The 25,840-nt window shown below is 62.8% G+C and carries 21 protein-coding genes; 2 read left to right on the top strand and 19 right to left on the bottom strand.

Features of this window, described 5'->3' with window-relative positions; all coding sequences use genetic code 11:
- Positions 1-10 precede the first annotated feature (10 nt).
- A complete protein-coding gene (gene rho / locus KUV45_RS18305; RefSeq protein ID WP_206940285.1) occupies positions 11-1,270 on the bottom strand; it encodes a transcription termination factor Rho in 1,260 nt (419 codons plus the stop codon).
- Between the two features lie 438 nt (positions 1,271-1,708).
- On the opposite strand from rho, the gene ppx reads away from it, so the two are divergent.
- Positions 1,709-3,262, top strand: a complete 1,554-nt coding sequence (gene ppx / locus KUV45_RS18300; RefSeq protein WP_222161569.1) for an exopolyphosphatase — start codon at positions 1,709-1,711, stop codon at positions 3,260-3,262.
- Between the two features lie 122 nt (positions 3,263-3,384).
- Here ppx and tilS read toward each other — a convergent pair whose 3' ends face one another.
- The 18 genes from tilS to rpsB form a co-directional block, all read right to left on the bottom strand.
- Positions 3,385-4,668: a tRNA lysidine(34) synthetase TilS gene (gene tilS / locus KUV45_RS18295; RefSeq protein WP_222161568.1), complete on the bottom strand. Its 1,284-nt coding sequence runs from the start codon at positions 4,666-4,668 to the stop codon at positions 3,385-3,387.
- Positions 4,669-4,761: 93 nt separating this feature from the next.
- On the bottom strand, positions 4,762-5,715 hold the full coding sequence (locus KUV45_RS18290) for an acetyl-CoA carboxylase carboxyltransferase subunit alpha (RefSeq protein ID WP_206940298.1): 954 nt from the start codon (positions 5,713-5,715) through the stop codon (positions 4,762-4,764).
- A 154-nt stretch (positions 5,716-5,869) separates the two neighbouring features.
- Entirely contained in the window at positions 5,870-9,379 is a 3,510-nt protein-coding gene (gene dnaE, locus KUV45_RS18285; protein ID WP_222161567.1) for a DNA polymerase III subunit alpha, read from the bottom strand.
- Between the two features lie 46 nt (positions 9,380-9,425).
- Positions 9,426-10,067 carry a ribonuclease HII gene (gene rnhB / locus KUV45_RS18280; protein ID WP_206940302.1) on the bottom strand — a complete coding sequence of 214 codons (642 nt, stop codon included), beginning with the start codon at positions 10,065-10,067 and terminating at the stop codon, positions 9,426-9,428.
- Positions 10,057-11,418, bottom strand: coding sequence for a lipid-A-disaccharide synthase (gene lpxB, locus KUV45_RS18275; protein ID WP_222161566.1), 1,362 nt, complete (start codon positions 11,416-11,418; stop codon positions 10,057-10,059). Before lpxB ends, rnhB begins: the two co-directional genes overlap by 11 nt.
- Before the next feature lie 76 nt (positions 11,419-11,494).
- Positions 11,495-12,262, bottom strand: a complete 768-nt coding sequence (lpxA, locus tag KUV45_RS18270) for an acyl-ACP--UDP-N-acetylglucosamine O-acyltransferase (protein ID WP_206940305.1) — start codon at positions 12,260-12,262, stop codon at positions 11,495-11,497.
- Positions 12,259-12,702: a 3-hydroxyacyl-ACP dehydratase FabZ gene (fabZ, locus tag KUV45_RS18265; protein ID WP_206940307.1), complete on the bottom strand. Its 444-nt coding sequence runs from the start codon at positions 12,700-12,702 to the stop codon at positions 12,259-12,261. Before fabZ ends, lpxA begins: the two co-directional genes overlap by 4 nt.
- A gap of 113 nt (positions 12,703-12,815) precedes the next feature.
- Positions 12,816-13,856, bottom strand: a complete 1,041-nt coding sequence (lpxD, locus tag KUV45_RS18260; RefSeq protein ID WP_222161565.1) for a UDP-3-O-(3-hydroxymyristoyl)glucosamine N-acyltransferase — start codon at positions 13,854-13,856, stop codon at positions 12,816-12,818.
- A gap of 58 nt (positions 13,857-13,914) precedes the next feature.
- Entirely contained in the window at positions 13,915-14,412 is a 498-nt protein-coding gene (locus KUV45_RS18255) for an OmpH family outer membrane protein (protein WP_224851866.1), read from the bottom strand.
- 5 nt (positions 14,413-14,417) lie between these two features.
- Entirely contained in the window at positions 14,418-16,766 is a 2,349-nt protein-coding gene (gene bamA / locus KUV45_RS18250; protein WP_206940312.1) for an outer membrane protein assembly factor BamA, read from the bottom strand.
- A 189-nt stretch (positions 16,767-16,955) separates the two neighbouring features.
- Positions 16,956-18,314, bottom strand: a complete 1,359-nt coding sequence (gene rseP / locus KUV45_RS18245) for an RIP metalloprotease RseP (protein WP_222161564.1) — start codon at positions 18,312-18,314, stop codon at positions 16,956-16,958.
- Between the two features lie 91 nt (positions 18,315-18,405).
- Positions 18,406-19,617 (bottom strand): 1-deoxy-D-xylulose-5-phosphate reductoisomerase, encoded by a 1,212-nt coding sequence (ispC, locus tag KUV45_RS18240; RefSeq protein ID WP_222161563.1) that lies wholly within the window; start codon positions 19,615-19,617, stop codon positions 18,406-18,408.
- The gene (locus tag KUV45_RS18235) at positions 19,614-20,420 is read right to left on the bottom strand and encodes a phosphatidate cytidylyltransferase (protein ID WP_206940315.1); all 807 of its coding nucleotides are present in this window, start codon (positions 20,418-20,420) and stop codon (positions 19,614-19,616) included. Before KUV45_RS18235 ends, ispC begins: the two co-directional genes overlap by 4 nt.
- A complete protein-coding gene (uppS, locus tag KUV45_RS18230) occupies positions 20,413-21,183 on the bottom strand; it encodes a polyprenyl diphosphate synthase (RefSeq protein ID WP_224851878.1) in 771 nt (256 codons plus the stop codon). The genes KUV45_RS18235 and uppS overlap by 8 nt, the downstream gene beginning before the upstream one ends.
- Positions 21,184-21,377: 194 nt before the next feature.
- The gene (frr, locus tag KUV45_RS18225) at positions 21,378-21,935 is read right to left on the bottom strand and encodes a ribosome recycling factor (protein WP_206940317.1); all 558 of its coding nucleotides are present in this window, start codon (positions 21,933-21,935) and stop codon (positions 21,378-21,380) included.
- Positions 21,936-21,939: 4 nt separating this feature from the next.
- Positions 21,940-22,707, bottom strand: a complete 768-nt coding sequence (gene pyrH, locus KUV45_RS18220) for a UMP kinase (RefSeq protein WP_206940318.1) — start codon at positions 22,705-22,707, stop codon at positions 21,940-21,942.
- Positions 22,708-22,863: 156 nt separating this feature from the next.
- A complete protein-coding gene (tsf, locus tag KUV45_RS18215; RefSeq protein ID WP_206940319.1) occupies positions 22,864-23,733 on the bottom strand; it encodes a translation elongation factor Ts in 870 nt (289 codons plus the stop codon).
- A gap of 149 nt (positions 23,734-23,882) precedes the next feature.
- Complete coding sequence (gene rpsB, locus KUV45_RS18210) at positions 23,883-24,626, bottom strand: 30S ribosomal protein S2 (protein ID WP_206940321.1); 744 nt, start codon at positions 24,624-24,626, stop codon at positions 23,883-23,885.
- Positions 24,627-25,048: 422 nt separating this feature from the next.
- Here rpsB and map point away from each other — a divergent pair, with 422 nt between their 5' ends.
- The gene (gene map, locus KUV45_RS18205; RefSeq protein WP_206940323.1) at positions 25,049-25,840 is read left to right on the top strand and encodes a type I methionyl aminopeptidase; all 792 of its coding nucleotides are present in this window, start codon (positions 25,049-25,051) and stop codon (positions 25,838-25,840) included.

The following is a 25,840-nucleotide window of genomic DNA, read 5'->3' as shown; positions in this document are numbered from 1 at the left end:
TGAACGACGATCAGCGCCGCTTCATGGCCTCAAAGAACTCGATATTGGTCTTGGTGTCCTTGAGTCGATCAATCAGGAACTCGGTCGCAGCCGTATCATCCATGGGATTGAGCAGCTTGCGCAGGATCCACATCCGCTGCATCTCGTCATCGGAGGCAATCAGGTCTTCGCGACGGGTGCCACTGCGACGGATGTTGAGAGCGGGATAGACGCGACGCTCGGCCAGGCGACGATCCAGATGGGCTTCCATGTTGCCGGTACCCTTGAACTCCTCGAAGATCACCTCGTCCATCTTGGAGCCGGTATCGACCAGCGCCGTCGCGATGATGGTCAGGCTGCCACCTTCCTCGATGTTTCGCGCGGCGCCGAAGAAGCGCTTGGGCTTCTCGAGTGCATGGGCATCGACACCACCGGTCAGCACCTTGCCCGAAGACGGCACCACGGTGTTGTAGGCACGGGCCAGACGAGTGATGGAGTCGAGCAGAATGACCACGTCCTTCTTGTGCTCGACCAGCCGCTTGGCCTTCTCGATGACCATCTCGGCGACCTGTACATGACGCGCCGGGGGCTCGTCGAAGGTAGACGCCACCACTTCGCCGCGCACTGTCCGCGACATCTCGGTCACTTCCTCCGGACGCTCGTCGATCAGCAGCACGATCAGCTGGCATTCGGGGTTGTTGCGCGTAATGGATGTCGCAATATTCTGCAACATCAGTGTCTTACCAGCCTTGGGCGGAGACACGATCAGACCACGCTGGCCCTTGCCGATGGGCGCCGTGAGGTCGATGATGCGGGCCGTCAGATCCTCGGTGGAACCGTTGCCGATTTCCATGCGCAGACGATCCTGCGGAAACAGCGGCGTGAGGTTCTCGAACAGGATCTTGTGCTTGGCGTTCTCCGGGCGATCAAGGTTGATCTGGCTGACCTTGAGCAAGGCAAAGTAGCGCTCGCCTTCCTTGGGGGGGCGAATCTTGCCGGAGATGGTGTCGCCCTTACGCAGGTTGAAGCGACGGATCTGAGAGGGCGAGACGTAGATGTCGTCGGGGCCGGCCAGGTAGGAACTGTCGGCACTGCGCAAAAATCCGAAACCGTCCTGAAGGATCTCCAGTACGCCATCGCCGAAGATGTCTTCGCCGCTCTTGGCGTGCTTCTTCAGAATGGCAAAAATGATGTCCTGCTTGCGGGACCGGGCCAGATTATCGATACCCATCTCACGTGCGATATCGAGAAGCTCCGGCACGGGCTTTTGCTTGAGTTCGGTCAGATTCATCAGAGTTCAGAAATTACTCGTGGAAGCCGGGCGACAGGGCGCCGTGGGGCGAAAAAAGGACACGCCGATTGAGTGCGTTCAGAGCCCGGGGCTGCTCGTGCGAGGCCTGGTAAAGATGATAGGGCCATGGGCTGGACTCTCCAGAAGGGAGAACCACGCCAGCGTCTGGACGAGGGAGCAGATTCATTCGCCATTGCCAGATCTCGATTGCTGGAACCCTTGGGGGGCTCTGGCAGAGCTGGCATCGTGCGGGCTGTCTGACGACTTGGGATGGTCACGCCGCGGCAGCGACGCGACCGGAAAAACACATTCGAAACAGGCGAATGACCCGATACTAGACAAGCCGGCGAGGGAACGCAAGCCCCCTGCCTCCCCCAGATCATTGACATACCAGAAAGCGATACGCAACCTTGACCCATCTCCAGTGAAGGACCCCACATGAACCAACCCTCGGATTCGCTCAGCGCCCTGCGTGAGACGCCCCATGACCCCGGCAAGGACCCGGCTCGCCTGGCCGCCATCGATCTGGGCTCCAACAGCTTCCACCTGCTGGTGGCCAATTATCAGGACGATCGGCTTCAGGTGGTGGCGCGACTGGGCGAAAAGGTCCAGCTGGCAGCCGGGCTCGACGAGGACGGTTACCTCAATGAGGACGCCATGGCGCGCGCACTGGACTGCCTGGGGCGCTTCGCCCCCTTCCTTGAAGGGATTCCGGCGACGCGCATGCGTGTCGTGGGCACCAACGCCCTGCGCGACGCGCACAATAGTCAGGAGCTGATCGATCGCGCCGAAGCCTTGCTCGGCACGCGCATCGAGATCATCGCCGGTCGCGAGGAAGCCCGCCTGATCTATCTGGGCGCGGCCCATGCCCTGGCGGAAAGCGGTCGACGCCTGATCGTGGATATCGGTGGCGGCTCCACCGAGTTCATCATCGGCGAACAGTTCGAGCCCAAGGCGCTGGAAAGCCTCTCCATGGGCTGCGTCACCTTCACCCGCCGCTTCTTCGGCGATGGCGACATCACCGAGAAGCGCATGCGTAACGCCGAGCTTGCCGCGCTGTCGGAGCTCGCCAACATCCGTCGCCCCTATCAACGTCTGGGCTGGGATGATCCGGTCGGCTCCAGCGGCACCATCAAGGCGGCAGCTGCGGTGTTGCATGCTGCAGGTGACTCCCCTGAAGGCGTCATCACTCGCGATGGGCTGGCCAAGCTGCGCAAACGTCTGATCAAGACCAAACAGCTGGACAAGGTGTCGATGGAGGGTCTGAAGGCCGATCGTGCACGAGTGTTTCCGGCCGGGGTGGCGATTCTCAGCGCTATCTTCGAAGCCTTTGAGCTGACGCAGATGCGCTTCGCCGATGGCGCCCTGCGCGAAGGGGTGCTCTACGACATGGCGGGCCGCAACAGTCCTGAGGACTCGCGCCTGAAGAGCCTGGAGACGCTGGCCCGCTACAATGCCGTGGACACACGCCAGGCCGACAATGTCGCCGCCTCGGCACGGGCCATGTTCGAGCAGGTCAAGCAGGACTGGAACCTGGACGAGGAGCGCGGACGCTATCTGGAATGGGCCGCCTGGATGCATGAGATCGGCCAATCCATCTCCCATAGCCAGTTCCACCGTCACGGCGCCTATCTGCTCGAATACTCCGACCTGGCTGGCTTTTCTCGCCCGGAGCAGCGCCTGCTGTCGTTCCTGGTGCGGGCACACCGCCGCAAGTTTCCGCTCAAGGAGTGGCAAGCGCTGCCCGAAAGCGAACAGCGCGACAGCCAGCGCCTGGCCCGGCTGTTGCGCCTGGCAGTCATTCTCAACCATTCGCGCCCCGAGCAAGCGCCCGCGGCGCCGCGCCTCGAGGTGGATGGCGACACCCTTCACCTGCACTACGAAGGTGGCGATGAGCCAGGACTCTTGTGCACCGACCTGGAACGAGAAGCCGACTATCTTGCCAGCACCGACTTCGCGCTGGTGCTACATGCGGTGACCCCTGACAGCTGACGACGTGGCCAGACAACAGACGCACGCTGGCGGGATCATCTTGCTGGCTGGCGGGATCATCTCGCTGGCGGGATCACCTAGCGGGGTCACGTAGTAAGGTCCCGTCGGCGAGCAAACTCCCGTCAGGGAATGGTCGTCCAGCCTTGTGCTACCGCGATCCAGGCCCCTGAAGCGGCATCCAGCACCGCGACGCATTCGTCCGCTCGCCACAGCAGCACGATATGACAACGCTGCCAGGGAGGCACCGCAGCCTCCTGCAGCAGCCGCTTCACATCGCGCCGTCCACGGCCTTCCAGGCGAATGCGCTCTCCCCCCTGGCGCGCTCGCAGCGTCAGCAGGCAACGGGCCTGGCCAGGAGGCGCGACCAGGGCAAGCGTCCTCCCTGCCACCACGACCTCACGCCCAGACCACCATGGCATCTCCGGCAGCGAGACCGGGGTCGTGCGGCTGTCCGCCAGCAGATACAAGGTGCCGCGCCAGCAGCGCGCTTCGCCACCTGACCAGTGGATCCTCACCTCGGCATCACGTCGGGCCCGGCACTGGGACATGATCTCATCCAGCCGAGTCCCCGGTGGCGTGGCCAGGTCCAGACAGCGCAGACACCAGCCCAGCAGCCAGCGCTGGCGCGGTCGCGACAGCGCCAGTAGTCCATTTAGCGGCAACCTGGCCGGATCGCCCCCCAGCCTGTCCAGATCCTCCTGGGCGTATTCCTCGAGCAGCGATACCGCCTCACCAGCATGCCGTGCACTGGCGGACAGCGCTTGAAGGGCGTCAGGCCAACGCTCCAGCAGTGACGGCACCAGCCGATGGCGCAGGAAATTGCGATCCAGCGACAGGTCCTGGTTGCTGGGATCCTCGATCCAGGCAAGCCTTCGCCTGGCGGCCTCCTTCTCCAGCGCGAGGCGTCCGACACTCAATAGCGGACGGACGATGACCCGTCCTTGCTGCTGACGGCGTGTCGGCATGCCAGCCAACCCCATCACCCCCGACCGACGCAGGGCCGCCAGCCAGAAGGTCTCGGCCTGGTCATCAGCATGCTGCGCCAGCCACAGATGATCCCCAGGCTCCATGATGTCCATAAAGGCCCTGTAGCGGGCCGCCCTGGCCGCCGCCTCGAGGCCCTTGCCCGCCAGATCGACACTGACCCGGACCACCTTCAGCGCGACGCCCTGCTCGCGACACAAGGAGCGACTGTGGCGCGCAAAGTCGTCCGCCGCCGGCTGCAGGCCATGGTGGACATGAATCGCACTGAGCGCACGCCCACGGCGCCGGCAGGCATCCGCGGCCAGTGCCAGCAGCACGCAGGAATCCAGTCCTCCCGAAAGCCCCACCCATAGCGTGCGATCAGCGGGCACGTCATCGATAAAGGGCGCGACAATGGCCTCAAGGCCAGGGGACTCAGACATGCCTGCTCTCCACCCGATACCCGGGCATCACATGCAAGCGGCCCCTATCGCAGAACGACAGGGGCCGCGGGGTTACCACGAAGACCCGACGCTTCAGGCGGGGGCGCCGTAGCTCATCAGGCGCTCATAGCGACGTGCCAACAGGGCGTCGCTGTCCAGAGCGTCCAGGCGCTCCAGACTCTCGCTGATGGCGTCACGCACTCGCGTCGCTGCCTCGTAAGGGAAGCGGTGCGCACCGCCCAGCGGCTCCTTGATCAGGTTATCGACGAAACCGAGCTCCTTGAGACGGCTGGCGGTAATCCCCATGGCCTGAGCGGCATCGCTGGCGCGTTCCGCGCTCTTCCACAGGATCGAGGCACACCCCTCAGGAGAAATGACCGAGTAGGTGGAGTACTCAAGCATCATCAGCTCGTCACAGACACCGATGGCCAGGGCGCCACCGGAGCCACCTTCACCTACCACGGTGGAGACGATGGGGGTCTTGAGACGCGACATCACCGCCAGGTTATAGGCGATGGCCTCGCTCTGGCCGCGCTCTTCCGCGTCGATACCTGGATAGGCGCCAGGGGTGTCGATGAAGGTCAGCACCGGCATCTTGAAGCGCTCGGCCATTTCCATCAAACGGCACGCCTTGCGGTAGCCTTCCGGGCGGGGCATGCCGAAATTGCGGCGGACCTTCTCCTTGACGTCGCGGCCCTTCTGATGACCGATGATCATCACCGGACGATCGTTGAGGCGCGCAACACCGCCGACGATAGCGGCGTCATCGGCAAACTCGCGATCACCGTGCAGCTCATCGAAGTCGCTGAACACATGCTCGAGATAGTCCAGCGTGTACGGGCGCTGCGGATGGCGAGACAGCTGCGATACCTGCCACGGCGTCAGATCCTTGAAGATCGACTCGGTCAGCTTGCGACTCTTTTCCTCAAGGCGCGAAATCTCGTCAGCCAGGCTGACCTGACTGTCGTTGCCGACCAGACGAAGCTCTTCGATCTTGGCCTGCAGTTCGGCGATGGGCTGTTCGAAATCGAGATAGTTGGGGTTCATGGGCCAGCCTTGTGATCATGGTCAGGCGGGCGCGACCGCAGGTCGCAGGCCCACCCATGGCAAATAAAAAGTGGTGTGCATTATCGCACCCTGACGGGGCCACGCAAGGCGCAGCCGTCCAGCGACCTTAACGCCGCAGCGTATTTTGGCCACCTCAGCGATACTTGAGACGTACGCCATCCTGTCCTTCGACATCTCTCAGGGCGATCAACAGGTCATCAGATGGCAGGACCTTCCACTGCTCGTCGAACTCCAGCCAGCCGGTAGCGTCGACATTGCGATAGCGCAGGCGCACCGGCAGGCCTTCCTCATGTCGATGGGGCTCAAGGCTTGCGCGCAGGCTGTCAATCAACCGGCCGTTCGCCTGACGACCATCCACCGAGACCTCCACCGCCTGGCCAAAGCGCGAGCGTGCCTGGACCATGGGGGTGACGTCCTTGCCTCGCAGACGCAGGCCACCGGAGTAGTCATCGCTGGAGACTTCTCCTTCGACGATCAGCACCTCGGCATTGTCGAGCTGTTCACGCACACTGTCATACAGCTCGCCGAACAGTGACGCCTCGATCCGCCCCGTGCGGTCGTCCAGGGTGAGGAAGGCCATGGTATCGCCCCGCTTGGACTTCATGGTGCGCTGCGCCACCACCAGCCCGGCCACCCGCTGCGGCTCCCGGGAAGGCTTCAAGTCCGCGATGCGGGTCGAGACAAAACGTGCCAGCTCCTCTTCGTACTCATCGATGGGGTGACCCGTCAGATAGAGACCAAGGGTGTCCTTCTCGCCGGCCAGCCGATCGCGATCGCTCCATTCCCGCACGCGCAGGTAGTCCGCATAAGGATCGCTGGCCCCTTCATCGGCGTCCGGTGCAAACGCTTCGCCGAACAGGTCCATCATCCCGGCGTTGTGATTCTTGTGACTCTGCGCAGCGGCCTTGAGGGCATCATCCAGGGCCGCGCTGAGCACCGCACGATTGGGCCCCAGGTTATCCAGCGCCCCGGAGCGGATCAGCGCCTCCAGGGTACGCTTGTTCATGCGCTTGGGGTCGATACGGCGACAGAAGTCGAACAGATCGGTAAAGGGGCCTTCGGCGGTACGCGCCTCGACAATGGCGCCGATCGGACCTTCCCCCACGCCACGAATGGCACCCAGGCCATACACCACCCGGCCTTCATCATCGACCGTGAACTTGTAGCCGCCCACGTTGACGTCCGGTGGCGTGACCGTGAGCTTGAGATGGCGACACTCCTCGATCAGCGGCACCACCTTGTCCAGGTTGTCCATTTCGGTGGACATCACCGCCGCCATGAACGGGCCCGGGTAATGCGCCTTGAGCCAGGCGGTCTGGTAGGACACCAGCGCGTAGGCCGCCGAGTGGGACTTGTTGAAGCCGTAACCGGCAAACTTTTCCACCAGGTCGAAGATGTTGCCAGCGAGGTCCGCATCGATGCCGTTGGCCGCACAGCCTTCCATGAAACCGGTACGCTGCTTGGCCATCTCTTCCGGCTTCTTCTTACCCATCGCGCGCCGCAACAGGTCAGCCTGACCCAAGGAATAGCCCGCCATCACCTGGGCAATCTGCATCACCTGCTCCTGGTACAGGATGATGCCGTAAGTCGGCTGCAGCACGGGCTTCAGCAGCTCGTGCTGGTAATCCGGGTGGGGGTAGGAGATCTCCGCCCGTCCGTGCTTACGGTTGATGAAGTCATCGACCATGCCGGACTGCAGCGGCCCCGGACGGAACAGTGCCACCAGTGCGATCATGTCCTCCAGCGAGTCCGGCAAGAGGCGCTTGATCAGCTCCTTCATCCCCCGGGATTCCAGCTGGAACACCGCGGTAGTCTCGGCCTTCTTGAGCATCTCGAAGGTCTTGCCGTCGTCCAGCGGGATCGCATCGATATCCAGCGCCCCCTTGCCCTCGCTGGCGCGCACCCGATCGACCATCTCCAACGCCCAATCGATGATGGTCAGCGTACGCAAGCCCAGGAAGTCAAACTTGACCAGCCCGGCATCCTCGATGTCGTTCTTGTCAAACTGAACGACCAGCCCGGAGCCATCCTCGTCACATAACAGCGGTGAGAAGTCGGTCAGCTTGGTGGGCGCGATGACGACGCCCCCGGCGTGCTTGCCGGTGCCTCGCGTCACCCCCTCGAGCTTGAGCGCCATGTCCCAGATTTCCTGGGCTTCCTCATCTACCTCAATGAATTCCTTGAGCTGGGGCTCCTCTTCGATGGCCTTGGACAACGTCATGCCCACTTCGAAGGGAATCAGCTTGGACAGCTTGTCCCCCAGCGAGTACGGCTTGCCCTGGGCGCGGGCAACGTCTCGCACCACGGCCTTGGCCGCCATGGTGCCGAAGGTGACGATCTGCGACACCGCGTTACGGCCATAGCGCTCGGCCACGTAATCGATGACGCGATCACGTTTCTCCATGCAGAAGTCGACGTCAAAGTCCGGCATCGACACCCGCTCGGGGTTCAGAAAGCGCTCGAACAGCAGGTCATACTGGATCGGATCGAGATCGGTGATCTTCTGCGCGTAGGCCACCAGCGAGCCGGCACCGGAACCGCGTCCCGGCCCTACCGGCACATCGTTGTCCTTGGCCCACTGGATAAAGTCCATCACGATCAGGAAATAGCCGGGGAACCCCATCTGCAGGATGATGTCCAGCTCGAAGTCCAGGCGCTCTCGGTAGCGCTTCTCGAGCGCCGCCCAGTCGTCGCTGTCGCGTGGGAGGCTGTCCACCGGGTAAAGAGCGTCAAGGCGCTCGGTCAGGCCATCGTGGGAGATCTTGCGGAAGAACTCGTCCTGGGTCATGCCCTCGGGAATACCGTATTCCGGCAGGAAGATCTCGCCCAGCCGAACGTTGACGTTACAACGCGCGGCGATCATGACGCTGTTTTCCAGCGCCGCGGGAATATCGGCAAACAGCTCCGCCATCTCCTGTGGCGACTTGAGGTACTGTTCCTCGGTGTAGCGCCGCTCGCGACGGGGGTCATCCAGCGCCTTGCCCTCGCCAATGGCCACGCGGGTTTCGTGGGCCCAGAAGTCCTCACGCTTGAGGAAGCGCACATCGTTGGTCGCCACTACCGGAACCCCGGTGTCCATGGCCAACGCCACCGACGCATGCACGCAGTCTTCTTCCAGCGGGCGACCGGTCCGGGTCAGCTCCAGATAGAAACGGCCGGGAAACGCCTGACACCATTCGTCCAGCAAACGCCGCGCATCGGCATGATGATCGCTGAGCAAATGGCGGCCCACGTCTCCTTCACGCCCACCAGACAGCGCTATCAAGCCTTCGCTCTGCTCCAGTACCCAGGCTTTCTCCAGGTAAGCCCGGTCCTGACGCTGGCCCTCGACCCAGCCGCGAGAGATCAGTTCGGTCAGGTTGCGATAGCCGACGTCATTCATCGCCAGCAGCGTCACCCGATACGGATGATCCAGGTCATGGGCGTTGACCAGCCACAGGTCGGCACCGATCACGGGTTTCATGCCAGCGCCCTGGACCCCGTTGTAGAACTTCACCAGGCCGAACAGATTGGATTCATCGGTCAACGCCAGCGCTGGCGCGCCATGCTCGACGCCAGCCTTGACGTAAGGCTTGAGGCGCACGAGGCCGTCAACCAGAGAGAACTCGCTATGGACGCGAAGATGAACGAAAGGAGCGGACATGTGAAAGCCTTACCTCGACCCGCCGTGGCGGGGCTGTGAATACGGGTCAGAATAGCGCCAGCTGGCGCTTGACAGGGGCAAAGGAGCGACGATGTTCGTCGAGTGGCCCCAGACGTTCCAGCGCGGCCAGATGTTCAGCCGTCGGGTAGCCCTTGTGGCGGGCGAAACCATAGTCAGGATAGCGCCGGTCGAGCGACACCATGGCAGCATCCCGCGCCACCTTGGCGAGGATGGATGCGGCGGCGATGGCCGGGTGACGGGCATCACCCTTGACCACTGCCTGGCCGGGAACATGATGCCCGGGGAGGCGATTGCCGTCCACCAGCAGGTATTCAGGCGAAGGCATCAGCCCATCGATGGCACGGCGCATGGCAAGATGCGTGGCGTGGTAGATATTGAGCTGATCGATTTCCTCGGGGCTGGCGGCTGCCACGTGGAAGGCCAGCGCACGTTCACGAATCAGCCCGTCGAGGGCTTCTCGGCGCTTGGCCGACAACGCCTTGGAATCGGTCAGCCCGTCGATGGGCCGCTCGGGATCCAGGATCACCGCCGCGGCGACCACTGCGCCGACCAACGGCCCCCGCCCGACCTCATCCACCCCAGCCAGGAGCTGGCCATCATAGTCCACCACCAATGGCGGCAACGGCGCCTTCGCGGCGCGCCCCTTGCGAGCCGAATCAGCGGCCATCCTTGTCTCCTCTGGCCTGCGCAGGTGCAGCGCCGGTGTCGCTATCCTGAGAAGCCATCTTGTGAGAGGCGCCTGCGGCGGTCTTATTAGAGGCGCCAGCGTCGCTCCCGGCACTGTCCGGGTCCGCCACCTCCTGCGCACACTCCGGGGCCACACTCGGTGGCAACGGCCGACCTGCCACCAGCGCTTCGATGGCCTCCGCCGCGCGACGGCTGGCATCACGCTGCAGGCCTTCATGCATCGCCGCGAAGCGCGTCTCGAGCGCGCTACGCCCCTGGGGATCCGACAACATGGCCTCCAGCTGCCGGGCAATCGCTTCGGCACTGGCCTCGTCCTGAATCAGTTCAGGCACCAGCGACTCCTGGGCGATCAGGTTCGGCAGCGAGATCCACGGGGTCTTGACCATCCAGCGAGCAATCCGATGTGTCATCGGCGCCATGCGATAGCCCACCAGCATCGGCCGGTGACACAGCATGGCTTCCAGCGCCGCCGTACCCGAGGCGAGCAGAACCAGGTCGCTGGCCACCATGGCTTCGCGGGCCTGACCGTCCAGCAGCATGACGCGATCGCGAAGCGCCGGCCGCTGTTGCAGCAGAACCTCGAGCTCCTGGCGACGCTCGGGCGTGGCAGCCGGAATCACCACCCGCAGGCGCTCACGCGTTTCGACCAATCGCTGTGCGGCCTCCACAAAGGTCGCCGCCATGAAACGCAGTTCATTGCGCCTGGAGCCTGGCAGCAGCGCCAGTACTTCTTCGTCCGGCTCGAGCCCGAACGCCCTGCGGGCAGACTGCCGATCGTTCACCAGCGGCAGCTCGTCAGCCAGCGGGTGGCCGACGAAGGCCACCGGCACGCGATGCTTGACGTAGAAGGCTGCCTCGAACGGCAAGAAGGTCAGCATGGCATCCACCGAGCGGGCAATGCCCTTGACCCGCCCCTGGCGCCAGGCCCATACCGACGGGCTGACGTAATGAGCCGTGGTAATACCCGCCTCGCGCAGCTGTCGCTCGAGCCCCAGATTGAAGTCAGGCGCATCGATGCCCACCATGATGTCAGGCTGCCATGCCAGCGCGTCGCGGCGCAGATGGCGACGCACACGCACCAGCTCGGGCAGGTGCTTGAGCACCTCGACCAGGCCCATGACCGACAGGGTTTCCAGGGGATACAGTGACGCCAGGCCCTCGGCCAGCATGCGTGGCCCGCCAAGCCCACGAAACTCGACGCCAGGATGTCGCGCCTTGAGCGCGCGCATCAATCCCGCGCCAAGAATGTCGCCAGACAATTCTCCGGCGACCAGGTAGACACGGCGGACAGGGACGGCGTCACTCTCGGCTTGGCGAACGACGTGGGTCATGGGGGCTCCCCGGATCAGCGATGGAGTGTCCCGGGGGCAGCGGCCTCACCGGATGGTCAGGCAAGGCCGCCGTTCATCAGCGGATAATGCCCCGGGTAGACGCCTCGATGGAGGCCACGAAGGCGTCGGTTTCCGCCAGCGAGAACCGCTGGCGAATCTCGGCCACCGCTTGCTCGACGGTCAGTCCCTGCCGGTAGACCAGCTTGTAGGACTCGTTGAGCGCGCGGATCGCCTCACTGGCAAAGCCACGCCGCTTGAGGCCGACCACATTGAGACCATGGGCCTGAGCAGGGTTGCCGTTGATCATCACGAAGTCGGGTGTGTCCTTGGTGATGATCGAGCCTCCCCCGGCCATGGCATGGGAACCAAAGCGGCAGAACTGATGGATCGCCGACAGACCGCCGATAATGGCAAAATCGCCCAACTGCACATGTCCGGCCAGGGTCACCTGGTTGGCCAGAATACAGTCATCGCCGATGATGCAGTCATGCCCGACATGGACATAGGCCATGAACAGATTGCGCGAACCGATGGTGGTCTCGCTGCGATCCTGCACGGTGCCGCGGTGCAGGGTGACACCCTCACGGACAACGTTGTCATCGCCCATCACCAGGCGCGTCGGTTCTCCGTTGTACTTCTTGTCCTGGCAAGCCTCGCCGACAGACGCAAACTGAAAGATGCGATTGCGCTTGCCAAGGACCGTCGGCCCCTGCACCACGACATGGGGACCAATCACGGTGCCTTCGCCAATCTCGACGTCGGGACCAATCACGCTGAAGGGCCCAACCTCGACATCGTCGGCCAGGCGGGCGCCGGGATCTACGATGGCGGACGGATGTATCAAGCGATCTTCCTCTCGGCGCAGATGATGTCGGCTTCACAGGCCAGCTCACCTTCCACGGTGGCACGGCACTTGAACTTCCAGATGCCGCGCTTGGCCCGCTCGACCTCGGCACGCAGCTGCAGGGTATCACCAGGCATGACCGGACGCTTGAAGCGCACGTTATCGCTACCGACGAGGTAGTACACGTAGCCGTCGGCGGGCAGCTTATTGACCGTCTTGAAGCCAAGAATGCCGCAGGCCTGGGCCAGCGCCTCGACCACCAGCACCCCCGGCATGATGGGATGGTGCGGGAAGTGACCATTGAAGAACGGCTCGTTGATGCTGACATTCTTGTAGGCAACGATGGTCTCGCCGTGGGTCAATTCCGTGACCCGATCCACCAGCAAGAAAGGATAGCGGTGGGGCAGATATTCGCGAATCTCGTTGATGTCCATAACCATCGTAGCGACCTCTAAAATGACAAGAGCCCTTCTCCGAGAAGGACACGAGCGGCGTCGGGCTTGCGCGCCGAGCCGACAATAGGCGGTGGATTATACCGACCTGAACCACCCCCTCAAGTATCGCTGGAATCCCGCTTCTCCAGGCGACTGACGCGCTTGGCGATACTGTCGAGCTGCTTGAAGCGCACGGCATTGCGGCGCCACTGGCTATTTTCCATGGCACCGGTGCCGGAGGAGTAGACTCCCGGCTCAAGAATCGAATTGGTGACCAGGCTCATGCCAGTGACCTGCACGCCGTCACTGATGGTCAGGTGCCCGGACAAGCCGACCCCGCCTCCCAGCATGCAGTGGCGTCCCACCCGAGTGGAACCCGCAATGCCGACGCAGCCGGCCAGGGCGCTGTGATCACCGATCTGCACGTTGTGCGCGATCTGCACCTGGCTATCGATCTTGACGTCGTTACCGATCACGGTGTCACCGAGTGCACCGCGATCAATGCTGGAACAGCTGCCGACCTCGACATCATCGCCCAGCACCGCACCACCCAGCTGGGCAATCTTGCGCCAGCCACTTCCATCGTGGGCAAAGCCGAAGCCGTCGCCGCCAATCACGCAGCCACTGTGCAAGATCACCCGCTTGCCGATGACCACCCCGTGATACAGGGTGACATTGGCATGCAGGAAACCGTCATCGTCGATCTGGCTGTCGCTTCCGATCACGCAGCCGGGACCTACGACAACGCGGTCGCCCAGCTTCACGCCGGATTCGACTACCGCATTGGGGCCGATGCACACATCTTCACCCAGTACCGCATCGTCGGCCACCACGGCACTGTGATGCACACCCGGGCGATGAGCGCCGACCAGGGGATCGAGCAACCTGGAGAGCTCGGCGTACCCCAGATAGGGATTGTCCAGCACCAGTGCGGGCACTGGACAGGCTTCTAGATGATCAGGATGCAGCAATACGGCAGCGGCACGTGTAGAGGGAAGGTCCTTGAGGTAGGCCCGGTTGGCGAGAAAGCTGACCTGGTCAGGTCCGGCATCCTTGAGCGTCGCCAGCCCTCGCACGCGCTGATCGCCATCGCCGTGCAGGCGCGCGCCCAGTTGGCTGGCGATCTCGGAAAGGCTTGGCTGGGTGCGTGATGATTTCATGAATGACCGTGATGCGGTAACGATAAAATTCGAGAAAGGAAGCGCTGGTCACGCGCTGTCAGGGCGTGTCCAGCAACCGAGTCACCTCTGCGGTCAGGTCGGGCAGATCGCGGCTGCTGTGCAGCACGCCATCCGGCGTGACCAGCACGTCCACATCGTGGCGATCAATGACCTGCGCCACCGCCTCGTCGACACGACCTTCAAGGCGACTTATCAAACGCTGTTCGGTTTCCTGGCGAGCGTTGAGGATATCACGCCTTAGCCGATCGAATCGCTGTCCCTTCTGTTGAAACTCCTGGACGCTGGCGGGGTTCGGCTGCTGCCCCTGCTGGGCAAGCTCATCGGCCAACCCTTCCAGCTCCAGGCGAAGCACTTCAGCCTCTTGCTGCCACGGCCCCACCTGCTGCTGGAGGGACTGCATGGCACCTTGGGCCATGCGGGTGTCCAGCAGCGCTTGCTGCCAATCCAGCACCGCGACTCCCGAGGCCTGCGCCGCCTGCCATGGCAGGGCGGCACACGCCACGATGACTGCCAGGCAACGGCGCAGTCCACTCACTGACATCAGAACGTTTGACCGAGCGAGAACTGGAACACCTGGGTGTCATCCTCGTCCTTGTCATTGAGCGGTTCAGCGATACTGAAGGTCAGCGGCCCGACCGGCGTCAGCCAGGACACGCCGACACCCGCGCTGTAGCGAATATCACCGAACTCCACTCCGGAATCACACTTCTGGCGACCTTCGTCTTCAGACAGTACGTCATAGCACTCGGTCAGGAAGGTGTTACCGGCATCGATGAACAGCGACGGCTGCACCGAACGCTTGTCTTCGACGAAAGGCATCGGGAAGATCAGTTCCATGCTGCCCTCGATCAGCACGTTACCGCCCAGCGTCTCGTCATCACCATCTTCACGCTCGGTGGTCAGCTGACCCAGGGTGTTGTCGGTGAAACCACGTACCGAGCCAAGACCACCGGCCAGGAAGTTCTCGTAGAACGGATAGGGGTCGCTCGAGTTGAGCGCGTCGGCGTAACCCACCTGTCCGCTGAACTTGAGTGACCAGGTTTCTTCCTCGTTGAACGGGAAGAACTGCTTGGCCTGGGCACGGGCCTTGTAGTACTCGGCGTCGCTGCCGGGCACACCCAGCTCCAGCGACAGGCGCTGGTAGTTACCGGCGGTGGGCATGATGCCCCGGTTCAGATCGTTACGGGTCCAGCTACCGGTGACCGACAGGGTGTTGGCGTCATCACCTTCATCCAGCACGTAGCGCTTGATTTCCGACGGCGTGTCATCATAGGTGTCGATCTCGAGCTTCTCGATGTTGGCGCCAAAGTTCATGCGCGTCAGCTCGTTGATCGGATAGCCGAAGTTGATGCCTGCCCCCAGCGCATCGGTGGAGTAGGTGGAGATATCGGAATCTTCGTAGTCGGTCGCGCGGTAGTAGAAGTTGTAGCCGCGAGAGATACCGTCAAGCGTCCAGTAGGGGTCAGTGAAACCAAAGTTGATGCTGGTGTAGGTATCACTCTTCTGGGCACCGATATTGACCCGGTTGCCGCTACCCAGGAAATTGTTCTGGGACAGCGAGGCGCCGTAGATGACGCCGGCACTCTGAGAGAAACCAAGGCTTGCCGAGAGCGAACCAGAAGGCTGCTCTTCGACGTTGTAGGTGACATCGAGCTGGTCGCTTTCGCCCGGCACCGGCTCCGTCTGCACCTCGACCTGCTTGAAGAAGCCAAGACGTTCCAGGCGCTGGCGCGATTGGGAAATGGCCTCGGTCGACGCCGGCGCGCTTTCCGCCTGGATCATCTCCCGGCGCAGCACCTCGTCCTTGGTCGTGGTGTTGCCGACAAACTGGATACGACGCACATAGGCGCGACGTCCGGGGGCGACCTGGAAGCTCAAGTCGACGGTTTCGCCGTCACTGCGTACTTCCGGGATGCCGTCGACCTCGGCGAAGGCAAAACCTTCTGCCCCAAGGCGCGAGCGCATGGCTTCAGAGGACGCAATGACCTTGCTGCGGGAGAACACGTCACCGGACTGGAACTGCAGCAGATCGCGGGCTTCTGCCTCGGCTACCTTCAGGTCGCCGACGAAGTTGATATCTCCGACCCGATAGCGGTTGCCTTCATCGACATTGATGGTGATGAAGATCCGGGACTTGTCAGGACTGATGGACACCTGACTCGAGGTGATCTCGAAATTCACGTAACCGCGGTCGAGATAGTAGGAGCGCAGGCGCTCCAGGTCACCCGCCAGGGCTTCCCGGGAGTATTCGTCGGCGGAGAACCAGCCAAAGAACAGGCCGGGATCATCCTCAAGCTCGAACTCATCGAGCAGGATATCGTCGGAAAAGGCCTCGTTGCCCACGATGTTGATCTGGCGAATCTTGGCAACGGCACCTTCATTGATATTGATATCGACGCGCACCCGGCCTTGGCCGACCGGCGTCACCTCAGTATCAATGCGGGCGCTGTAGCGGCCCTGGGACTGGTACAGCCCCTCCAGCTCACGCTTCATCTCGTCGATGGTCGACAGCTGCAGCACCTGGCCTTCACTGATCCCGGCCTGCTTCAGGCCGTTGCGCAGATCTTCATCGGTGATCTGTGAGTTGCCTTCGATATTGAGGGCTGAAATGGTCGGACGTTCCTCGACCTGGATGATCAGCACATCGCCCTCACGAGCAAGCTCGATATCTTCGAACAGCCCAGTGGCAAACAGCTGGCGCGCGGCGTCGGCCAGCTCGCGGTCATCCACCTGGTCGCGAGCGTTGACGGGAAACGCATTGAAGACGGATGCAGCGGAGACCCGTTGAAGGCCCTCCACACGAATGTCCGACACGGTAAAGGAATCCGCGTGCGCCACCTGGGCACAGGCGGTCAAGAGTGTCGCCAATCCGATGGTCTTGATTTTCATGCAGTCAATTCGCTCGCGTTGAGTCAGCGTACCTGTCCAGACAGGCACCTTATACATTTCTCCGCCTTACTGACAAGTTGACAGCGGCGTCTCAAAAAAGGGGCACCGTCTCCCGTCACTCGCCGCCACCACCCCTGGTGACGACTGCGGCGTCTCCCGACACTCGGGCCTTGCTGATGGTCTGTCGCCCTACCAGAGACGCATCACATCAAAGTACAGGGCCATGATCATCAGCGTTCCGACCAGCGCTAGACCCACCTTCAGTCCGACCGCCTGGGTGCGCTCGGAGACAGGCCGTCCGCGCACCGCCTCGATCAAGTAATACAGCAGATGGCCACCGTCGAGCACCGGGATGGGCAAAAGATTGAGCACCCCCAGGCTGATCGACAGATACGCCATGAAGTTGACGAAGCTCTCTAGACCCGAGCGAGCCGTATCGCCCGCGATGCGCGCAATCGTGATCGGGCCCGACAGGTTGGTCGGTGAAATCAGGCCCACCAGCATCTTGCGCACCGCGTCGAAGGTCAACACTGTCATTTCGGCGGTGCGCGATGCAGCTTGCCCCACGGCCTCCAGAGGTCCGTAGCGGATATCTCGCTGATACTCCTGGGGCCAGTCTACCGGTGCAACGCCGGCACCGATATAGCCGATCTCGCTACCATCATCGAGACGGTTCCCGCGCGGGGTCAGGCTTAGCGTGACAGAGGCATCGCCTCGCTGCACGTCGAGCTCCATGGCCTCGCCGGGACGCGCCCGGACGCGCTGGACCAAGTCCGGCCAGTCCGCCACCGGCTCGCCATCAATCGCCACCACCCGATCACCGGGCTGCAGCCCCGCCTGGACCGCTGGCTCATTCTCGACCAGTTGGCCGATCACTGCCGGCATGTCCGGGCGCCACGGCCGGATACCCAGCGTTCCCAGCGGCTCCGGTGGGTCCTGCCCCACCAGCCAGTTGTCCACCTCGACCGGGTAGGTCCGGGCAACGCTGCTGCCCTCCGCCCGTGTCTCGATGGCCAGGCTGCCGCTGGCGCCAATGGCAGCCACCAGCTTCAAGTTGATGTCGTCCCAGGAGCGAACCGGCTCACCGCGGACGGCGGTGACTTCCATGCCCTGCTCCAGCCCCGCCTCGGCCGCCGGAGACTGCGGCGTCACCTCGCCCACTACCGGCACGACCGTCGTGGTACCCGCCACAAACAGCGTCCAATAGGCCACCAGCGCCAACAGGAAGTTGGCCAGCGGACCCGCTGCGACAATCGCAATACGCGCCCATACCGACTTGCGATTGAAGGCCTGATCCAGCTGGTCAGCCGGGACATTGCCCTCACGCTCGTCGAGCATCTTGACGTAGCCGCCCAATGGAATGGCGGCGATCGCGAACTCGGTGCCATGGCGGTCCACTCGCGACCACAAGGGCTTGCCGAAACCTACCGAGAAACGCAACACCTTCACGCCACAGCGGCGCGCCACCCAGAAGTGACCGAACTCATGGAAGGTGACCAACAGGCCGAGCACCACCAGCACGGCCAGAATATTCTGAATCAGGCCCACCTACGTCTCCTTGGCAATGTCGCGTGCGTCGGCGCCAGCGCCGTCGTTGTTCCGGCAGCAGAGAATGAGAAAGGTTCCACTAAACAACGCATCAGCGGCGTGCCTCCAGCCAGGCCAGCGCATGACGCCGGGCCTGGCGGTCGGCGGCCAGCACCGCCTCCAGATCATCGGCGCGGCCATCGAAGTGGCCCTCTCTGACGTCCTGCACCAGCGCGGCAATGGCATTGAAGCCCAGGCGCCGATCCAGGAAGGCCTCCACCGCGATTTCGTTGGCGGCGTTGAGTACGGCAGGCTGCAGCCCCCCTTCCGCCATCGCCTCGCGAGCCAGACGCAGGCAGGGAAACGCCGTTTCGTCGGCCGGCTCGAAGTCCAGACGAGCCACCGCGAACAGATCCAGCGGCTGCACACCGGCATCGATCCGCTCGGGCCACGCCAAGCCGTAGGCGATGGGCGTGCGCATGTCCGGGTTGCCAAGCTGTGCCAGCACCGACCCATCGCTGTAGGCCGCCATGGAATGAATCACGCTCTGCGGGTGTACCACCACCTGAATCTGCTCGGGCCGAGCATCGAACAGCCAGCAGGCCTCGATCAGCTCGAGCCCCTTGTTCATCAGGGTGGCACTGTCTACGGAAATCTTGCGGCCCATCGACCAGTTGGGGTGCGCACAGGCCTGGTCGGGGGTGACCTGGGCCAGCTGCTCGGAGGAGTAACCGCGAAAGGGACCGCCCGAAGCGGTCAGCAGCAGCTGGGTGACCCCATGCTGCGCCAACCCTCCACGGTGTTCACCGGGCAGACACTGAAAAATGGCATTGTGCTCGGAATCGATCGGCAACAGCGCCGCGCCGCTCTCCTCGACGGCCTGCATGAACAGCGCCCCCGACATGACCAACGCTTCCTTGTTGGCCAGCAGCACGCGCTTGCCCGCCCGCACCGCAGCCAGCGTAGGCAACAGTCCGGCGGCGCCCACAATGGCCGCCATGACCACCTCGGCTTCCGGCGCACTGGCGACCTCCGCCAATGCCTGATCACCGTGGCGTACCTCGGTGGCAAGGCCAGACTCCCGGAGCTTCAGTGCCAGCCATTCGGCATCGGCTGCGCCGCCCAGCACGGCCACCTCGGGGCGGTGAGATAGGCACTGCTCCAGCAGCGCCTCGCGGGACCGGTGTGCCGTCAGGGCGTGGACGCGATAGCGGTCGGGATGCCGGGCGATGACGTCGAGGGTACTAGTGCCGATAGAGCCGGTGGCTCCCAGCACAGTCACCCCCTTTACCGCCTGTGCGTCAGAGCGCTTAGGATCTGTCATGACGCCACCAGCCAGGTAAAGAAAAGTGCGAAGACGGGAATCGCAGCCGTCAGGCTGTCGATGCGATCAAGCACGCCGCCATGCCCGGGCAACAGGGCACTCGAGTCCTTGATCCCGCGATGGCGCTTGAGCATGCTCTCGAGCAGATCCCCAAGCACCGAGATCAGGGTCACGGCCAGTGTCAGCAGCACAAGCGTGATGGCGGCGGACAGCGATAGCGCCTGCCACAGGGCAAACACCACCGCCAGACAGGCAGTGACGGCCATGCCACCGTATACGCCTTCCCAGGACTTGCCTGGGCTGACGCTGGGCGCCAGCTTGCGACGGCCAAAGGCGCGGCCAACGAAGTAAGCACCGATATCGGCTCCCCACACCAGCAGCAGCACGAACAGTAGCCAGGCGGCGCCGCTCTCCCGCAGCAGGTTGAAGCCGACCCAGGTGGGCAGCAATACCCAGCCGCCCATGGCCAGGCGCATGCAGGTCGACGACCACTGCGGCGTGCGCTCAGGATGCCCCAGCACCCACCACAGATTGATCGACCAGCCAACGGCGCCTATCACCAAGGGCCACAGGGCGTGAGACTGACCGGTTAGCCACATCACCAGCATGACCCCGGCCAGCGCCGCCGGGGCTAGCCAACGCCTCACTCCCCGATCCAGGCCTGCCAGGTTGGCCCACTCCCAGCCCGCCAGCACCACGATGGCGCCGGTGAACAGCGCGAAGGCGCCCCCTTCCAGTCCAAACAAGCCTGCCAGCGCCAACGGCGCCAGCCAGACCGCGGTAATGATTCGCTGTCTAAGCACCCTGGGCCTCTAGCTGTTCGTCAGTCATGCCGAAGCGGCGCTTGCGCTGGCAGAAGTCCTCCAGCGCGTCGTCGAAGGCCTCGCCATCGAAGTCGGGCCAGAGCACGGGCGTAAAGTACAGCTCCGCATAGGCCAGTTGCCACAGCAGGAAGTTGGAGATACGGCGCTCGCCGCTGGTACGAATGCACAGATCGACTGGCGCCGCGTCACTCAAGCACAGCTCCTGTGCCAGGGTGTCTTCGTCAATGGCATCCGCCTCGAGCTCACCCCGCGCGACGCGCTCGGCCAGCCGCCGCGCGCCGCTGGCGATGTCCCACTGACCGCCATAGTTGGCGGCAATAACCAGGCGCAATCCCTGATTGCCCTGCGTCAACCGCTCGGCATCTTCAATCCGCTTCTGGATCGCCGACGAGAACCCCGAGGTATCACCGATCACCGACAGACGGATATCGTGCTCGTGGAGCTTCTTGACCTCGCGCTTGAGCGCCATCAGGAACAGTTCCATCAGCGCGTTCACTTCAGCGGCGGGACGTTTCCAGTTCTCACTGGAGAAAGCAAACAGCGTCAGCGTCTCGATACGTCTCTCGGCGGCACGACGAATCACCGCTCTCACGGCTTCGACACCCGCGTGATGCCCGCGCACACCGGATAAACCGCGCGCCTTGGCCCAACGGTTGTTGCCATCCATGATCACGGCCACGTGACGAGGCAGACTCGCAGAGGGCGGCAGCGGGCGAAGTTCGGGAGACGGCGTTGACTTCATGGGGTCTCGCATGACGTTTGAATCCAGCCTCACCGCATCCTGGCAGCAAGACAATCGGTTCATTTGTCGGCCATCGGCCAAGGCGATGGCCGACAAAGCAACCTCGGCCACTGGTCACATGCAACACGATAGCGCACGCCCAGTGCAGCGGCACCCCGGGCCTGCCGTCGCGGCAGCCCCGGAGCAGCGCCGGATCAGACCTGCATCAGGTCTTCTTCCTTGGCCGCCAAGGTCTTGTCGATTTCGGCGATGAAGCGATCGGTGATCTTCTGCACCTCATCCTCACCCTGACGCTCTTCGTCCTCGGAAATTTCCTTGTCCTTGAGCAGCGCCTTGATGTCGTTATTGGCATCACGACGAACGTTACGGATCGCGACCCGCGCGTTCTCCGCTTCCTGACGCGCCTGCTTGATGTAGCCCTTGCGCGTCTCCTCGGTGAGCATCGGCATCGGCACGCGGATCACGTTGCCGGCAGACGCCGGATTGAGGCCGAGGTCAGAGGTCATGATCGCCTTCTCGACCTTGGGCACCATGCTTTGCTCCCAGGGCACGACGGTCAGCGTGCGGGCGTCCTCGACGTTGACCGACGCCACCTGGTTCAGCGGCATCATGGAGCCGTAGTATTCGACCTGGACGGCATCCAGAATGCTGGGATGCGCGCGGCCGGTGCGAATCTTGTTCAGGTTATGATGCAGCGACTCGATGGTCTTCTGCATTCTCGTTTCTGTGTCTTTCTTGATGTCGTTGATCACGATCTCACCCTCTGTCGATCAGCGTGCCTTCCTTGCCACCCACTACCAGGTTGAGCAGGGCGCCAGGCTTGTTCATGTTGAAGACCCGAACCGGCATGTCATGGTCACGCACCAGACAAATCGCGGTCAAATCCATCACCCCGAGCTTCTGTTCGAGGGCGTCGTCATAGGACAGTTGGTCATACTTGACGGCATCGTCGAACTTGACCGGATCCTTGTCGTAGACACCATCTACCTTGGTTGCCTTGACCACCACGTCGGCATCGATCTCGATGCCGCGCAGACACGCAGCGGAATCGGTGGTAAAGAACGGGTTACCGGTACCGGCGGAGAACAGCACGACATCGCCGGACGTCAGGTAACGAATCGCCGTGCGTCGGTCGTAGTGCTCAACTACCCCACTCATGGGAATCGCCGACATGACCCGCGAGCGGATGTTGGAACGCTCAAGCGCATCGCGCATGGCCAGGGCGTTCATCACCGTCGCCAGCATGCCCATGTGGTCACCGGTGACACGCTCCATACCGGCTTCATGCAGGGCGGCACCACGGAACAGGTTGCCACCGCCGATCACGATGCCTACCTGGACGCCGATGCCTACCAGCTGCCCAATCTCGAGGGCCATGCGATCAAGCACCTTGGGATCGATCCCGAACTCGGCATCCCCGGTCAACGCCTCGCCTGACAGCTTCAGCAGGATGCGCTTGTACTTCGACACATCGGCACGGGGCTTGTCGAGCTTGGACTGGGGGGAAGAATCGGCGCTACTCATGGCATTTCTCCACTGGGGACTGGATGGGTCGAGTGACGGTCGGTCAGGCCGTACGCTCACCGCTGACGCATACACGAAGGCGTGCGCTTTCGCGCACGCCATCTTTACACTGTGCTAGCACAGTATGGAACCTTGGGCCTCGGGAAACACATCCCTTTAGCTACGCTTGGCCTGTTCCATGACTTCCTTGGCGAAGTCGACCTCTTCCTTCTCGATGCCCTCGCCCACTTCGAAGCGAGTGAAGCCGATCACTTCACCACCGGCGGCCTTGACGAACTCGGCTACGCTCTGGTTCGGATCCTTGACGAAGGGCTGCTCGGTCAGGCTGTTCTCGGCCAGGTACTTCTTCAGGCGGCCCTGCACCATCTTCTCGGCGATCTGCTCGGGCTTGCCCGCCATATCCGGCTGCGCCAGGATGATGGCCTTTTCCTGGTCGAGCGCTTCCTGAGGCATGTTCTCAGGACGAGCAACGGCCGGGTTGATCGCAGCCACGTGCATGGACACGTCCTTGGCGGCTTCCTGAGTGCCACCCTTGAGCTCGGTCAGCACGCCGATGCGGCCACCGTGCACATAGGCACCCACCAGGTTGCCGTCAGCCGCATCGACGACCACAGCGCGACGCACGCCGATGTTCTCGCCGATTTTCTGGACCAGCTGCTCACGAGCAGTTTCCAGCTCGCCAGCGGTCACAGCGGCGACGTCTTCGCTCTTGGCGGCGAAGAAGGTATCCGCCACCTTGTCGGCAAATGCCTTGAAGTTGTCGTCACGAGCAACGAAGTCGGTCTCGGAGTTGATCTCGACCATCACGCCGTAGCTGCCGTCCTCGGACACGCGAGTCACGACAACGCCTTCAGCAGCGGTACGACCCGCTTTCTTGGCGGCCTTGAGACCAGAGTTCTTGCGCAGATCCTCAATGGCCTGCTCGATGTCACCGCCGGCTTCGGTGAGTGCCTTCTTGCACTCCATCATGCCGAGCCCGGTACGCTCGCGCAGTTCCTTGACCTGGGAGGCGCTGATAGCTGCCATGGTATTCACCTCTAAATGGTTCGACCTGGGTGTCGGAGAGGCCCTCGGCTTGACCGCGGGCCAGAGTAGAGAAAAGGGGGCCTCGGCCCCCTTTGCGCCTGTCCGGCGTGGATCGCTTGCGCGATCAGCTGGCCCAGGCGGGCCGAAGCTTACTCGGCAGCAGCGGCGGCATCGCCTTCGCTGTCGGTCACTTCGACGAACTCATCGGGGCGACCTTCCTTTGCACGACCACAGGCATCGGCGATGGCCTTGACGTAGATCTGGATGGCGCGGATGGAGTCATCGTTGCCCGGGATCACGTAGTCGACGCCGTCCGGATCGGAGTTGGTGTCAACCACGCCGATGACCGGGATGCCCAGCTTGTTCGCTTCGTTGATAGCGATACGCTCGTGGTCGACGTCGATCACGAAAAGTGCGTCCGGCAGGCCGCCCATTTCCTTGATACCGCCGATGGAGCGCTCGAGCTTCTCTTGCTCGCGAGTCGCCATCAGGACTTCTTTCTTGGTCAGCTTCTCGAAAGTACCATCTTCGTGCATGGTCTCGAGTTCGCGCAGACGCTTGATGGACTGACGAATGGTCTTGTAGTTCGTCAGCATGCCGCCGAGCCAGCGGTGGTTGACGAACGGCTGACCAACGCGGTTGGCTTCTTCCTTGATGATCTTGCTCGCGCTACGCTTGGTACCGACGAACATGATCTTGTTGTTGGCAGAGGCCATCTTCTCGACCACATCGATCGCCTCGTTGAGCGCCGGAAGGGTATGCTCGAGGTTGATGATGTGAATCTTGTTACGAGCGCCGAAGATGAACTTGCCCATCTTCGGGTTCCAGTAACGTGTCTGGTGACCGAAGTGTGCGCCTGCCTTGAGCAGGTCACGCATATTGACGTGTGCCATGGATGACTCCTGAAAAATCGGGTTAGGCCTCCATGCACCCCATGGATCCGACCAGAGGTTTCCCTCAGGCACCCGGGACCATGTGTCGGTGCATGTGTGTTTTCAAGGCTCGAGGCTTCCACTGTGAAAGCCTCTTCTGTTTGCCGCCTTCCCGTAACGCGCCGCCTGGCGAGGGCGTCGCAGGCAGGGAGCGAAGGATCGTAACCCTTCCTTATCTCACCCGCTCCGTGATCGACACACCCATGCAGGGAACGGCGATTGCAGGAAAGCGCGCAGCTTTATACCATGGATGACTTTCGAATTGAAGTCGCCCAGCGTCTCGCGCGCTCGACGCCGCCGCATCGACACCCGCATACGGCCATTCTGCGCTGTGTCAGCCGCAGCCTCCTGCCCCATGGCGACCCCACACAGATCGAGATTCCATGAACGTACCCATCAAGACGCCCGACGAAATCGAAAAAATGCGCGAAGCCGGCCGCCAGGCGGCCAGCGTGCTGGAGATGATCACCCCTCACGTCGTCGCTGGTGTCAGCACCGGCCACCTGGACAAGCTGTGCCACGACTACATCGTCAATGAGCTCGGCTCGACCCCTGCCCCGCTCAACTATCATGGCTTTCCCAAGTCCATCTGCACCTCGATCAACCATGTGGTCTGCCACGGCATCCCCGACGACAGCAAGAAGCTGAAGAAGGGCGACATCATGAACATGGACATCACCGTGAAGACTGCCGATGGCTACCACGGCGACTCCAGCGTCATGTTCATCATCGGTGACACCATTCAGGGCGAGCGCCTGTGTCGCGTCACCCAGGAGTGCCTGTACCGCAGCATGGCGCTGGTACGCCCCGGGGTGCGGCTGTCCGAGCTCGCCCGCGCCATTGAAAGCCATGCCCAGGCCAACGGCTACTCCGTCGTTCGGGACTTCTGCGGCCACGGCATCGGCGCCGGCTTCCATGAGGATCCCCAGGTACTGCACTACGATGGCTACGCCCCGGAAGCCGACATCGAACTGGCGGCCGGCATGTGCTTTACCATCGAGCCAATGATCAACGTCGGCGACCATCGCACCAAGGTGCTGCGCGATGGCTGGACGGCGGTCACCAAGGACAAGGGACTGACTGCCCAGTGGGAGCACACCCTGCTGGTGACCGAGACCGGGGTCGAGGTGCTGACCGCTCGCTCGGATGAAGACCTGTCCTTCCTCGAGCGCTGA

The organism is Halomonas sp. DP3Y7-2 (assembly GCF_019800795.1).
GTDB classification, from domain to species: Bacteria; Pseudomonadota; Gammaproteobacteria; order Pseudomonadales; family Halomonadaceae; genus Halomonas; species Halomonas litopenaei_A.
This window is presented reverse-complemented; position numbering and strand designations above follow the sequence as displayed.